At 57.9% G+C, this 12,695-nt stretch carries 19 protein-coding genes; 5 read left to right on the top strand and 14 right to left on the bottom strand.

All coding sequences use genetic code 11. From position 1 onward, the window contains the following. The first annotated feature begins 6 nt into the window (after positions 1–6). The gene (locus IEW66_RS04215) at positions 7–213 is read left to right on the top strand and encodes a hypothetical protein (protein ID WP_188680564.1); all 207 of its coding nucleotides are present in this window, start codon (positions 7–9) and stop codon (positions 211–213) included. Here the strand turns inward: IEW66_RS04215 and IEW66_RS04210 are convergent. Both IEW66_RS04210 and IEW66_RS04205 read right to left on the bottom strand, forming a co-directional pair. Continuing rightward, positions 189–1,082 carry a glycosyltransferase gene (locus IEW66_RS04210; protein ID WP_188680561.1) on the bottom strand — a complete coding sequence of 298 codons (894 nt, stop codon included), beginning with the start codon at positions 1,080–1,082 and terminating at the stop codon, positions 189–191. The two genes, IEW66_RS04215 and IEW66_RS04210, sit on opposite strands and share 25 nt — an antisense overlap. Then, complete coding sequence (locus IEW66_RS04205; RefSeq protein ID WP_188680559.1) at positions 1,064–1,639, bottom strand: hypothetical protein; 576 nt, start codon at positions 1,637–1,639, stop codon at positions 1,064–1,066. Before IEW66_RS04205 ends, IEW66_RS04210 begins: the two co-directional genes overlap by 19 nt. A gap of 202 nt (positions 1,640–1,841) precedes the next feature. Here IEW66_RS04205 and IEW66_RS04200 point away from each other — a divergent pair, with 202 nt between their 5' ends. Next, positions 1,842–2,111: a 4a-hydroxytetrahydrobiopterin dehydratase gene (locus IEW66_RS04200; protein WP_229657487.1), complete on the top strand. Its 270-nt coding sequence runs from the start codon at positions 1,842–1,844 to the stop codon at positions 2,109–2,111. Here IEW66_RS04200 and IEW66_RS04195 read toward each other — a convergent pair whose 3' ends face one another. Both IEW66_RS04195 and IEW66_RS04190 read right to left on the bottom strand, forming a co-directional pair. Further along, positions 2,112–2,462: a hypothetical protein gene (locus IEW66_RS04195; RefSeq protein ID WP_188680557.1), complete on the bottom strand. Its 351-nt coding sequence runs from the start codon at positions 2,460–2,462 to the stop codon at positions 2,112–2,114. Positions 2,463–2,494: 32 nt separating this feature from the next. Next, a complete protein-coding gene (locus IEW66_RS04190) occupies positions 2,495–3,481 on the bottom strand; it encodes a ParM/StbA family protein (protein WP_188680555.1) in 987 nt (328 codons plus the stop codon). Between the two features lie 143 nt (positions 3,482–3,624). Between IEW66_RS04190 and IEW66_RS04185 the strand changes: the two genes are divergently transcribed. Both IEW66_RS04185 and prpB read left to right on the top strand, forming a co-directional pair. Beyond that, positions 3,625–4,953, top strand: coding sequence for an MmgE/PrpD family protein (locus IEW66_RS04185; protein ID WP_188680554.1), 1,329 nt, complete (start codon positions 3,625–3,627; stop codon positions 4,951–4,953). Positions 4,954–4,993: 40 nt separating this feature from the next. After that, on the top strand, positions 4,994–5,860 hold the full coding sequence (gene prpB / locus IEW66_RS04180) for a methylisocitrate lyase (RefSeq protein WP_188681225.1): 867 nt from the start codon (positions 4,994–4,996) through the stop codon (positions 5,858–5,860). On the opposite strand, the gene IEW66_RS04175 is transcribed toward prpB, so the two are convergent. The 9 genes from IEW66_RS04175 to IEW66_RS04135 form a co-directional block, all read right to left on the bottom strand. Further along, the gene (locus tag IEW66_RS04175; protein ID WP_188680551.1) at positions 5,853–6,215 is read right to left on the bottom strand and encodes a Mov34/MPN/PAD-1 family protein; all 363 of its coding nucleotides are present in this window, start codon (positions 6,213–6,215) and stop codon (positions 5,853–5,855) included. The genes prpB and IEW66_RS04175 overlap by 8 nt on opposite strands. Beyond that, the gene (locus tag IEW66_RS04170) at positions 6,202–7,020 is read right to left on the bottom strand and encodes an NAD(+) kinase (RefSeq protein ID WP_188680549.1); all 819 of its coding nucleotides are present in this window, start codon (positions 7,018–7,020) and stop codon (positions 6,202–6,204) included. The genes IEW66_RS04175 and IEW66_RS04170 overlap by 14 nt, the downstream gene beginning before the upstream one ends. Further along, entirely contained in the window at positions 7,017–7,784 is a 768-nt protein-coding gene (locus tag IEW66_RS04165; RefSeq protein ID WP_188680547.1) for an inositol monophosphatase family protein, read from the bottom strand. Before IEW66_RS04165 ends, IEW66_RS04170 begins: the two co-directional genes overlap by 4 nt. Before the next feature lie 84 nt (positions 7,785–7,868). Next, positions 7,869–8,690, bottom strand: a complete 822-nt coding sequence (locus IEW66_RS04160) for a DNA-directed RNA polymerase subunit D (RefSeq protein ID WP_188680545.1) — start codon at positions 8,688–8,690, stop codon at positions 7,869–7,871. Then, positions 8,691–9,074, bottom strand: a complete 384-nt coding sequence (locus IEW66_RS04155) for a 30S ribosomal protein S11 (RefSeq protein WP_188680543.1) — start codon at positions 9,072–9,074, stop codon at positions 8,691–8,693. It lies immediately after the preceding gene. Beyond that, on the bottom strand, positions 9,071–9,637 hold the full coding sequence (locus IEW66_RS04150) for a 30S ribosomal protein S4 (RefSeq protein WP_188680541.1): 567 nt from the start codon (positions 9,635–9,637) through the stop codon (positions 9,071–9,073). Before IEW66_RS04150 ends, IEW66_RS04155 begins: the two co-directional genes overlap by 4 nt. A gap of 9 nt (positions 9,638–9,646) precedes the next feature. Next, positions 9,647–10,159, bottom strand: a complete 513-nt coding sequence (locus tag IEW66_RS04145) for a 30S ribosomal protein S13 (RefSeq protein WP_188680539.1) — start codon at positions 10,157–10,159, stop codon at positions 9,647–9,649. A gap of 61 nt (positions 10,160–10,220) precedes the next feature. Then, the gene (locus IEW66_RS04140) at positions 10,221–10,508 is read right to left on the bottom strand and encodes a DUF357 domain-containing protein (protein ID WP_188680537.1); all 288 of its coding nucleotides are present in this window, start codon (positions 10,506–10,508) and stop codon (positions 10,221–10,223) included. Beyond that, the gene (locus IEW66_RS04135) at positions 10,505–10,828 is read right to left on the bottom strand and encodes a hypothetical protein (protein ID WP_188680535.1); all 324 of its coding nucleotides are present in this window, start codon (positions 10,826–10,828) and stop codon (positions 10,505–10,507) included. The genes IEW66_RS04140 and IEW66_RS04135 overlap by 4 nt, the downstream gene beginning before the upstream one ends. Before the next feature lie 131 nt (positions 10,829–10,959). Here IEW66_RS04135 and IEW66_RS04130 point away from each other — a divergent pair, with 131 nt between their 5' ends. Beyond that, entirely contained in the window at positions 10,960–11,691 is a 732-nt protein-coding gene (locus tag IEW66_RS04130) for a glycerophosphodiester phosphodiesterase (protein WP_188680533.1), read from the top strand. Here the strand turns inward: IEW66_RS04130 and IEW66_RS04125 are convergent. Further along, the gene (locus IEW66_RS04125) at positions 11,657–12,658 is read right to left on the bottom strand and encodes a class I SAM-dependent methyltransferase (RefSeq protein WP_188680531.1); all 1,002 of its coding nucleotides are present in this window, start codon (positions 12,656–12,658) and stop codon (positions 11,657–11,659) included. The two genes, IEW66_RS04130 and IEW66_RS04125, sit on opposite strands and share 35 nt — an antisense overlap. Positions 12,659–12,695: the final 37 nt, after the last annotated feature.

Genomic DNA, 12,695 nt, shown 5'->3' with positions numbered 1-12,695 from the left:
ATACATGTGAAAATATACTCCGAGAGACTGCCACTCAAATACCTCATTTCAGACAGGGGCATATGCCTTGGCTTCGACACCAAGAGGTTCTCACTCCTCTTCCTGGTGTGCAAGCAGGGTGTGGCCTTCAGGGTGAGGCCGCCAGGTGACAGGGTTGTGGAGGAGCTGGGCTACGATGCCCCCTCCATCTACAGGTTCCTCCTCTCGAAGTGAATCTTTGTGCTCCTCACGATGGGCCACCTGAGCATGGACCTGCCCCTCCTCAGGTCGCCAAGGGCCAGGGCGAAGGATATGGCCTCGAGCAGGAGGAGGGGAAAGAGGTAAAGGGAACGCCAGCGGCACTCCCTGATTGCCTCCAGCATCACGGTGAGCAATACCCCCTTACCTGAGAGGAGCATGGTCACGCTCGTATCAGAATACGTCCCGAGGGAGAGGAGCTGCATGTGGCCCAGGATCACACGCCTCCTCTGCATTACGATGTCTCGCGGGCTTGAGGGAGGGAAGTTCACAACCTCCGCCTCCCTCAGGTAGCACAGGGTCCCTCCCTCCCTGGCGACTCTGGCGAAGATGTAAGCGTCGTCGTTGATGACCTCAGGTATGGGCCTCAGGTGCCCTGACCTGATCGCGAAGACCTCCCCGCTGCTCGGTACCATTCCCTTCCCCATGAGCGTCCTTATGCGTACGTCCTGCAGGTCCCAGAGCACCGATGAGACCCTTGACCAGAAGCCCCTTGAACGGTCCGGCACGATCCTGGGGAAGGATATATCACAGCCACCCTCCACCGAAGAGAGCAAAAGGTCTATGGTCTCAGGCTCCACCACCACATCGCTGTTCACAATGACGACGGCATCTCCCCTGACGCTTCCTATGGCCCGGTTGTACGCGGCAGCCTTGCCGAGCCTCTCCCTCTCGAAAAGGACAGATATGCCCTGGGAGGCCAGGGAACGCAGTACCTCAACGGTGTCTGCACCGCCGCCCGCCGCAACAACGATATGGCTGACGCTGCTCCCCCTCACACTCTCCATGACCTGCCGCAGGCCATCGGGCTCGTCGTATGCGAATATCAGTGCTGACCTTCCCATGCTCGTTCTCTCATCCTCTGGTACTTCACTGTGTCAAGGATGTAGTACCTCCAGGAGAGCCTGACCCTGAAGCCCCTCTCCTCGCCGAACCTCCTCCTCACAGACTTATCGACAGCGCACCCTTTTATGAAGAGGAAAGCGGCCAGCCAGGGGTAGGTGAGTGCGCTGAGGAAAACCATGGCAGGTGATGCTACACCACCTCTCCCTGAACCGATCCTGGATGGGTCGGTACCCCTCAGGCGCACCAGGTGCTCGAGGTCTCGCCTCTCAAGTGGCCCAAGGTCACCGGAGAGGTAGGAAGATGCGAAAGCACGATCCATGACGAACGAGATGCACAGGTCCCGGTCGCCGATGAGCCTCCTCTTGACCAGGAGCACAAGCAGGGTGAACCACAGCGCATCCCTTTCAGTCACAGTGAACAGGTCTATGTCATCGCCCTCGGACGGCTCGTAGGAAACCGAACCGGATACCCCAAGGTATACAATCGGAACTGATGACGTAGCCCTGGAGAAGTCCGCGGCCCTGCTGAGCATGGCATCCCTGAGGGGTGATGCCATACATTATCATGCGAATGCGGTGATATAAACCTTGATGGTTCCCATATGCCCGTGGATGGATTATATTCAACTTCATTTCCACGGTCCTGACAGAAGTTGCCGCTCTGCCCCTTCTCATGAACTGTACCCATCCGGGCTGCGAAGGTTAATCCGCAATGACCTCATGATGTATTGGATTTCCAACAACTCGGAGGTGCGGGAGTTGAGAAATGTAGACCTGCCGGGCAGGGACTGGGTCCTGGTGCCGGAGCGCATCAGGAGGGAGTTCAGGTTCTCGAGCTATGAAAAGGCCAGGGAGTTCGCAACCAGAATCGCGGAACTTGCACAGAAAGAGGGCCACCACCCGGACATAACGCTCTCATACGGCCGTGTCACCGTTGAACTAACAACACACGACGAGATGTCTGTGACAGAGAAGGACACCGGCATGGCGAGGAAGATAGAGGAACTCTTCAGGAACATGCAGCAGTGATCAGCCGTCGCCGACCTCTGCCCACTTGCTTTCCAGGGCCTCCTTCAGGTTCTTCCTCTCCTCCATCACCACGTCACGCAGGGTGTTCCTTGGCTTTCCAGGCTCGAGTTTGGGCACGTACTTCTCCGCCCTCTCGCCCTGTGCCCTGCCGCCGTCCAGAGAGGAGAATGCCTTTCGCAGGATGCTGTATTCCAGGGATTCGGAGAGCGCACGCCTCACAACGTCAAGGACGCTCTCCTCCTCCCTCCTCAGGAGCTCGATCAGCATGACGTCTTCCTTGGTGAGCCGAATCACGACACCCTCCAGCTCGTCGCCTGCGGTGTCGCCCTCTCCCCTCTCACCCTCGGTCACACCGATCTCTCCATCTCACAGCCCCTTCCGCACTATGCCTTCGCGCTCACCCTCTCGGCTGCGTCCTTGTAACCCAGGGCGTTGGCGAAAGGTGCGTCCTCTGGCGATATCTTCACCATGACGCCCGGCGCCAGCACCTCCAGCCTGTCGCCTATGAGGCTTGCTCCTCCGCCCACCGGTATGAGTGCGGTGATCATGTCCAACTCGCCCCTCAGGTACTCCCTGAGCCTGTCGATGATCCTGTTGCTGAGGCTCTCCAGTATTGGTCCGCTCACCTTGGGGCCTCCGACCTCGCGCTGCTTGAACATAACCGTGCTGGTGAGGGCCTTGTGCGCTACCTCTGTGGGCACTATGAACCCGGTCTCCCTAGCTATGGCCTTGCCCACCTCACTGACCGCATCGCCTATTCCGACCTGTATGCTGAAGCACAGGTCAACAACGGGCTCCATGTTCTGCAGGTTTATCGTCAGGACATCCGTTGTCCTTGAGCCGATATCCACAACCACTCCGTACCCCATCTGCTGCTTGATCTGCCCCTTCTCCAGCAGGTAGAGGGCTGCACCGACTCCCTGTGGCCTGGCCACGAGTTTCGTTATTATGAACTGTCTCTTCTCCCCTGTGGCCGAGGATATGGTCAGCTCCTTGCCCTGCAGCGCTTCCCTTGCAGCCGTAACTTCCTGCTCGAACCTGCCCAGTGGCGTACCGCTCCCGATGATGACCGGCGTCTGGTTCCCGTCAGCACCTGCCCCGCTCATCCACAGGGCCGCTGCGAGCAGCGGCAGCGAATCCGGGTCTGCAAGCCTCCCATCTCCCTGGGGTTCCCTCACCGATGGGCCAGTTGCGTTGTCGCCGAAGAGGAACGGGTCCCCATCGTCTATCCTCAGAGCCAGCGTGTTTCCTCCTATACCCCATGACTTAAGGTCATACTTCGCCCACCTTGACGGGAACTTCACCCTCTGCCCGTCAGGGCCCACAACCTTCGTGTCGCCATAACCAAGGTCGACCCCTATGCATATCATCTGCTGTACCTCCGTTCCCGGTTATTCCGGGAATCCGCAGTGTGGAAGACCTCAGGAGTGCACATATAAATTTTAGCACATTGCATGAAATTTCGCAACTGTCAGACAGCCAAGTTTTACATAAGCAGCATCCATATTCCAGCATGGACAGGATAGTCCAGAAGATACATGAACTCTCAGTGGAAGTGTCTGAGAAGGGCATAGAGGGAGGAGACAGGGAGGAGCTGAAGAAGAGGGTTGCGGATTCCATAATCGTTTCTTATGGTGCCAGGAATTCGGTGCCGGTCAGGATCGCCGTTGAAGCCCTCGGGCACCACAGATCCGGCATGGAGGCGCCCATTTACTTTTCCGGCTCAATGGTGTCCGTGGAGGCTGCGGCCTTCATAAACGGCGGCATGACCAGGTACCTGGACTTCAACGACACCTACCTTTCGAAGGAGGCCCTGCACCCATCGGACAACATACCGCCCCTCATAGCGGTGGGCTACGCCATGTCACTGGGTGGTGAGGAACTCCTCAGGGCCTCCTACGTGTCCTACCAGGTGGTTGGAGCGCTGTCCGATGCGGTCTCCATTAGGGATCGCGGTTGGGACCATGTGACTTACATATCGGTATCTTCCGCCGCCGGTATAGCGAACCTCATGGGCCTCACTGAAGAGAGGTTTGAGAACGCCCTGAGCCTGGGCATCAACAACAACATAAGCATGCGGCAGACCAGGGCCGGCGAGCTCAGCATGTGGAAGGGCTTCACGGCAGCCAATGCCTGCAGGAACAGCGTGTTCGCAGCACTGCTGGCCCAGAAGGGCTTCACCGGCCCATCTCACATATTCACTGGGGAGATGGGCTTCTTCAAGCAGGTGTCCGGTGAGTTCGACCTGGACCTCTCTGTGGACAGAGTCCCGAGGACAATGATAAAGAACTACCCCGTGGAATACCATGCGATGAGCGCGGCGGAGGCTGCGGATGAACTGCGGAAAGAGATAAGAGGAGACATAGAGAGCGTGAGTGTGGACACCTTCAGGGTGGCGCACACCATAATCATAAAGGACCCGGAGAAGCTGAGGCCAAGGACGAAGGAAACCGCAGACCACAGCATGCCCTACATAATAGCGTACACGCTTCTCCACGGTGCCCCCGGCCTGGATGCCTACGACGACCGGTACCTCAGGGACCAGGCAATACTTGACCTCATCGACAGGATGAAGTTCAATGTGACGGAGAAGTACAACAGTATGTACCCGGAGTACCTGCCTGTAAGGATCGAGGTGAGGACAGACAGGGGCACGTGGTCAAAGGAGGTGGATGCACCCAAGGGCCACTTCAGGAGGCCATACACCTGGGATGACCTTCAGGAGAAGGGCAGGCGCGTCATGGGCGAGGACAGGGCCAGGGAGGTCATAGGCGTCTGCAGGGACCTGGAGAGGAGGAGCATCAGGGAGCTGATGGAGGTGGTGAAGAGTGTCGGTCCTTAGGGACAACGTGAACCTGGGTCCGGCAGAACTCAGGAGGCAGATGGCTGACTTCGTTACGGCAGCCGGAGTATTCAACGGCATAAGCGCCCAGCTTGCGGAGAGGGGCGGCTTCAGGGCACTCTACCTCTCCGGCTCAGGCGTTGCGGGGGCCATGGGCCTCCCCGACCTCTCCGTGACGACCCTCACGGAACTGGCGGAGGAGTGCAGAAGGATCACCTCTGTGGCGAGGTCGCCGCTCATAGTGGATGCTGACACCGGCTTCGGTGAGGCCATCAACGTCATAAGGACCGTAAGGCTCCTGGAGGCGGCCGGCGCGTCCGCAATACACATCGAGGACCAGGTGATGCCCAAGAGGTGCGGCCACCTTGAGGGGAAGAAGGTGATAGGCGCCGAGGAGATGGGGATGAAGGTGAGGGCGGCTGTGGAAGCCAGGAAGGACGAGGACTTTGTGATAATAGCCAGGACGGATGCCAGGGCAGTGAACGGCTTCCAGGACGCCGTTGAAAGGGCCAAGTTCTACCTGGACTGCGGTGCCGACATGATATTCATAGAGGCGCTGGAGAGCGAGGAGGAGTTCAGGCAGTTCGCCAGGGAGGTTGACGGCCCGCTCCTCGCCAACATGACGGAGTTCGGGAAGAGCCCGCTCCTCTCGGCGCAGGAGCTAAAGAGCCTCGGGTACAGGGCGGTGATATTCCCGCTCACCGCCTTCAGGGCTGCCCTGAAGGCGATGGACTCGGTGTACAGGGACCTCTTCAGGGCGGGCACGCAGAGGGGCTTCGTGGACAGCCTGATGACGCGGAAGGAGTTCTACAGCGTCATAGGCTACGACCAGTATGCCGAAGATGACAGCGGCATCTTCAGAGAGGTACAGGGGATGCAGGCCAGGAGGGGCAGGGGCCTCATATGACCCTGACCTCCACCTCCCTGCCGTCCCTCCTGAACGCAGTGAAATCACCTTCGCCGAATGGGTAGCCGACGATTATGTGCACCGGGCCCGTGTTGGAGAACATGTGAAGGTCCTCATCGCTCGGTATCCTCACGCCTGAGGGGTGGGAGTGCACCGTGCCCACAATGGAGAAGTCGATGGGCTTCGTGTACATGAGGAATATTGTGTGGTGGTCTCCCTGGATGGTGCCCGGGAGGACCGCGATCTCATAGATAACATCCTTGTAGGCCCTCAGGAAGGCACCGAACTCCTTGGGATATGAGGACTTTGATGCCTCCATGATCATGAGGAGTGTCCTTCTCTTAATTGACCACATACTTGATCAGCTTTTCCCTCATCCTCTGGTAGAATGACCGCTCCAGAGTGACGAACTCCGCGTAGTTCTCCGATACAGATATCTCTATGTCGTCCCCCGCGTGCACGGGGATCTCCTCCTGGCCATCCAGTATCACCAGGCTGTCCTGGTCTCTGCCCACCAGCCTTATCCTTATGCTCCTCTCCGTCGGCACCACCACCGGCCTTATCCTGGATCCGAACGGGGCCAGGTAAGATATGACCATGGCCCTCAGTGAAGGTAGGAGTATGGGCCCGCCCGCACTGTACGAGTATGAGGTTGACCCTATGGGCGTGGCCACTATTACCCCGTCTGCGCTCACGGAGTCCAGGAAGTGGCCTGACACGTATATGTTGAACTTCCTTATCTTCGACACCTTCCTCGTGTGCACAACCACTTCGTTGGTGCAGTCCTTGGTGCGGATGCCGTTCACGGTGACCTTGAGCTTCATTGCCCTCTCTATCCTGTAATCGCCCCTTATTATCCTGTATATTGACTTCTCGACCTCCCCTATCTCCACCTCTGTCAGGAAGCCAAGGCCACCCATGTTGATGCCCAGCACGGGCCCCTTTGAGTTCTGCAGAGCCCTCAGCGCCGTTCCGTCACCGCCCACTGTAACTATTATGTCCGCTTCGATCCTCTCCAGTTCCTGGCCCTTGCCCCCGAGGAACCTCGCGCACTCCCTGTCATAGATGACTTCCCAGTCCTCTGGCAGGATCTCTACTATCCTGCGGACGATCCTGGCACACCTCTCACAGCCCTTCCTTATCACAAAGGCGACCCTCATAGTATATCAACCAGGAAATTCCTGTCTGAGACGGCCACGATGTTCATTCTCTTCGAAACGTCCAGCCCGGCCCTGAACTCTGCGCCCCTTTCATCCACAACCGCACCGCCGGACTCCCTCACAGCCAGGACGCCAGCGGCCACGTCGACGTTCCGTATCCTGTTCCCGTTACCCAGGTAGGCCATCATGTCCAGGGAGCCTGTGGCGACCAAGCACAGTTCCAGGGATGCGCAGCCGAGGGCGCGCTTCTTGCCCCTGAGGGACAGTAACCTTCCGATGTACTCCTCCACCCCATCGCCTATGTTGAACGATACAACGTTCGCCCTCCTCTTCCTCGTGACCCTGTTCCCGTTGAAGAAGACGCCACCACCCCTCTCCGTCCAGTACTCATCACCGTTGCCAAGGTTGATCACGTAACCGAGCCTCAGGGAATCTGTATCACTGCCCATGACCGCCATGGAGGAGGCGAAGAAAGGTATCCTGTGTTCCGCATTGAATGTGCCGTCAAGAGGATCCGTAACTAGGTTCTGGTCGTAGCCCCTGTCCACGATCCCTGCCTCCTCACTCACGACGTTCACCGGGAGATCGAGATCCTTGACATTCCTTATGATTATGTCCTCGCAGACCCTGTCGATCCTGTGTGTGTACGTGCCGTCGGCACCCATGCCTGTGATGGCAGACATGTCAGGGTCGCCTATAACCCTTAGAAGGGTTTCACGTATCTCACGCCCTATTTCCCGGAGTGAGGCAAGCAGGCTGTCCATCTTTTCATGGACAGAGCTTTCTGCCTAATAATAGGATCTGAAAGAACGGGCGTGGCCACCTGTAAGGCGACCCCGGGTCCGGGGTCAGTCCGGGGCGGACATGCTCTCCGCCAGCGTGTTCAGCCTCTCCTGCAGCCTGCGCAGCGCATAGTCCAGGACATCTATGGCCTTGAGGGAGCCGTCTGTCTCGAACTGGAATATGAAGCGCGTGTCGTCCTCAACTATCCTCACAGCCCTGTTCTCGAAGAGCCTGTTGGCCCACGGGAAGCCGTAGTCATCCGTGAACACTATCTCCTTCTCGTCCTCCCTCAGAACGCATGAAGGGCAGGATTCCTTTGCCTTCACCCAGTCAGGGTACTGCGACTTGTCCACTATGAACTCCCTGTGGTACTTGTACGCAACACCTGAGGTCACCTGCCACTTCGCATGGTCCTTTCCCCTGCCCATGATGGCCTGCGCGGTGAGCAATAGGCCCTGCTTCGGCCCCAGCTTGACTATGGGTATCTCCTTGTCGGCTGGGACCAGGTAAGGGTTATCCACGGGCTGCAGGTCCGCGGACGTCACTATTGCCGGGCCCACCTTGTTGATTGAGTACGTAACGGTGCAGAGTGGGCAGCCCTTCCCCCCACAGCTGCACTGGTCCCTGAAGTTCATCTTCAGGTCTGTGATGAGGGGTATCATTGCCAGCCTGTGGGCCACCACCTCGTCGAAGAGGGGCAGCGAGGAATCGTAGACGTTGCCCTCGGTGTCCCTGATCTCGCCGTGCCTGAACGTGACCTTCTCTATTGCTAGCTTAGGTATGTCGTTTATGAGCGTCCTCCTCAGGGCGTTGGCTATGGCAGGCGTTATGCCGTCCACGTAGAACTTCATGTACCTGTCGGAAAGCTCGATGATCTTGAGGGTCATTCAGACTCTCCTTCCCCTCTTTCCCCCCTTCTTTTTGGTCCCGTCGTGGGGGATCGGGGTGACCTCCTCTATCCTAACGATCCTGAACCCCGCCCTGGAGAGCGCCCTGATGGCCGACTGCGCACCCGGGCCAGGTATCTTGGACTTGTTACCACCCGGCGCCCTGACCTTGATGATCAGGTCCGTGATCTCCTTCTCCTTCAACTTCTCTGCCACTATGTCCGCTGCCCTCATTGCCGCGTACGGGCTCGACTCGTCCCTGTCGTTCTTCACGACCATGCCGCCGCTTGCCTTGGCAAGCGTCTCGGCCCCGGTAACGTCCGTAACTAGGATGATCGTGTTGTTCTGTGAAGCGAATATGTGCGCTATGCCCGTCTTGTTCACTGGGCCTCACCCTCCTGCTTCTCCTCCTTGGCCTCGCCCGCTATCTCCTGCCTGAGCTTGTGGAGCTCGTCGCTGAGGGGCGAGAACTCATAATAGGTTATGGTGTCCTCCACCGAGCCCTCAACGAGAACTCCCGGGATGGTGACCCTGCGCCCGTTCAAGGATATGTGGCCATGAGTGATGAGCTGCCTGGCCTGCTTCGGCGTCCTGGCCAGGTTCTTCCTTAGCACCAGGCTCTGCAGCCTCCTCTGGAGTATGTCCTCAATGCCCAGTGATAGGACGTCGTCCAGGGTGGCGTCTGGGCCCAGGATGCTGTAGCGGTTGAGCCTGCCCACGAGGGCCTCGAACTGCTTCCTGGCGTACGGGTCGTCCCTCCTGAGCCTCGCCTGCAGGTCCCTAGCCTGGCTCCTGAAGTTCTCAAGCAGGGACTGTGCCCTCCACAGCTCCTTCTTGTTCTTCAGGCCGTACTTTATCAGCAGGCCTCTCTCTTCCTCTATCCTCTCCTTTTCCCATGGATGCCTCGGAGTTGAATACTTCTTCCTTGGGAACTTAGGGTCGCCCATTGAACCACCTCAGTCCTTCTTCCTTATGACACCGATTGCAAGGCCCTTCCTGCCATTGGACCTTGTCCTCTGTCCCCTGACCTTCTTGCCCTGTTCATGCCTTATGCCCTTGTATGAACGCATCTTCTTCATCAGGTTGATGTCATCGTTGACCTGCACCTCCAGGTCGTTCGATACCAGGTTAAGGTCCAGGCCCGTTACGATTTCCTTCCTGTGGTTCAGTGCCCACACAGGCATGCCCTCGTATTCCTTTGATTCCACATACTCCCTGAGCCTGTCCACGGTCTCCTCCGGCAGCTCACCGATCTTGGCATCCTCGTCTATGCCGAGGTGCCTGCATATCATTATCCCGAGCCTCTGGCCTATACCCTTCAGGTCAGCCAGTGCCAAGTAGACCTTCTTCTCGCCATCGAGGTCCCGGTTAGCTATCCTCACAATATACTGGAAGTTCTCCTTCTCCTCTGCCTTTTTCTTATCGGCCTGCGCCGGTTGGTTACCCTTAGGATTGTTCTTTCCAGCCATCTGATCAGCCCTGAACGTAAGTTAACCGATATTACGACCTGAAATAATATACTTTCACTCGCTAGCGGTAGTGGGTGAAGAGCCTGTGGTCGCCCTTTCCGTCTAGGACGCCAAGCCTAACGCCTGCATCGATCCACCCATAGGCGTAGTTTATGGCGGAAAGGGCGTTTATGTCGTCACCGACCGAGTGGAAGTGTTCCGCATCGGAAAAATAGCGCCTTGCCATGTCCAGGCAATCAGAAGCGAATGCGTAAAGGAACGAATCCCGAGGCACACCTATGCTGAGAACGGAGAGCGCCTCCTCCTTGAGCCTCAGGTACCTCTCCACACGCTCCGAGAGATCGCTCATCTGTACTTGGAGTAGTCGAATATCAGGTCGATCAGCTTCTTTCCCATCTCGCTGTCTATGACACCCTCCTGCCTCTTCCTGACTATGAACTCCTTTGCCTCATTTGCCCCCTTCTTGGAGGCAATGGAGTATATGCCGCCCATTATGGCCCCCCTCACGCTCTCAGGTAGGGGTTCCACTATCCTCCCGAGAAGGTAGCTGAACTCCTCGCTCCTTGACATGTCGAGCTTCTTGACCCTCCTCTGCTGGGGGCCCCTGTCACTCCAGCCCTGGCCCCTGTAGTTTCCGTTCCTGTAATTACTATTCCTGTAACCACTCATTTGCAGGGTTTCATAACTTTATAACGTATTTATACCTTTTTACTGCGCACCCCCACAACATGGGTAGGAGGGGCCTTCCGCACTGTGCACCGAAATCGGGAAAAAGTTAATACCTGGAAACATACCCCCATGTGTCTTCTGACGGTTTCTGCATTGTGGGCCACAGGGGAGCACCCCATGAGGCCCTTGAGAACACCCTTGAATCTTTCCAGGCAGCAAGGCGCATGGGTGTGGGAGCGGTTGAGTTTGACGTCCAGCTGTCCAGGGACGGGGTTCCATTCCTCTTCCATGACTTCTCAACGGAGAGGCTTGCAGGCATTGACCGCTACATTGTGGAGATGCACTCGTCTCAGGTGAGGGGCATCGAGCTCCAGGGCTCCTACAGGATCCCGTCCCTCCAGGATGCCCTGAAGGGCCTGAAGGGAATAGTGAAGTTCATCGAGCTCAAGACCCTGTGGCCTGACGGCGTGGACAGGAACCCGGGAATAGTGGATGCCGTGTGCTCCATGGTGGAGAAGGAAGGGGCAGTGAAGGAGTGCAGGATCATATCCTTCGACCCCAGGAAGACGAGGGAAGTGAGGGAGAGGTACCCCGGGTTCGTTACGGGAATAGACATCGATGTACAGACGCTCCAGAGCCCCCTGGGCGACATGGTAAGGGAAGAGATGAGGGAGTGCGACCTGCTAGTCCCGGAGAGCGGCCTGGCAAGGGAACTCGGGAAGGAGAGGGAGAGGTGCATACCCTGGACTGTCAACAGCATAGGGGAGGCAATGGAGTTCATGGACAGCGGCTACATGGGCATAATAAGCGATGTGGCGCCCTCCCTCATCAGGGCAATGGGCCTGTTGTGCGTCTCACCCTGAAGAGTGCGGCCACGTGCCAGAGGTGTGGCGCGAACGACTTGACCACCTCGGAGTGCAGTTCCTCCCCCACGAAGCCGTACGACCTCAGCCTCCCCATCACCATGGTGGCGTGCGAACCCAGGCTGGATGTGTCCACCAGGTAGTGCATGAAGATCCTTGCCACACCACCCATGTTCCTGAGTGCTGCAGGCAGGTACGCCACAGACTTGAAGTTGCCCATCAGGATGAGGTCTGCCTTTATGCCCTGCAGCTCCCTGCAGTCCCTTGCCACCGTTTCAATGCCGGTGCGAATGCCGCTGGCCGCTGCGGATTTTCTCAGGTAATCCAGGGCCATTGGGTTTATGTCCACAGCGATCACCCTCTCCGGATCCCCGTACTTTGCAACTGGCAGGGTGAAGTAGCCTATGCCGCTGAACATGTCCAGGACGGTGCAGCCCCAGGCATCGAGCCTGGATGCCCAGACCCTTATGTTCACATTGCCAGGGGAGAACATGACCCTCTCAGGATCGAAGACGAACCTTATGCCGTTCTCCCTGTGCACCGTTTCCCCTCCCGGACCGAGGATGCGCCTGACGGACGGTATCCTCTCTTCCCCCCTGACCTTCCCCTCCATGACGTACACGTTCCTGCAGCCCGTTGCCTGCATGTAGGCCCTCGCCACATCCTCCCCGATCTCCTCCCTGAAGACCAGCGCATCGCCGTACCTCACATACTTCCTTGGCACGCCCGAAGCGGTGCCGAGCATCTCCACCACCCTCATGTATGGGGAGGCTGCGGTGGCCCTGGCGGGGAAGTCCACGGCCTCCACCCTGAGGCCCAGGGATTGATCCGGGACCCGCCTCACTGGTATGTATACCACTTCGCCAGACTGCACGGTTTTGAGTTCCCTGTCCACCAGGCCTCCGAGTAGCCTGATCGTTTCCTCGGCCTTTTCCCTGTTGACCGCTACCGCAAGGGACCTGGGCATCGCCACATGATGGCGTGCAGATTAATGCAGTTTGACC

It is taken from the genome of Thermogymnomonas acidicola, from assembly GCF_014646795.1.
Lineage (GTDB): Archaea > Thermoplasmatota > Thermoplasmata > Thermoplasmatales > Thermoplasmataceae > Thermogymnomonas > Thermogymnomonas acidicola.
This window is presented reverse-complemented; position numbering and strand designations above follow the sequence as displayed.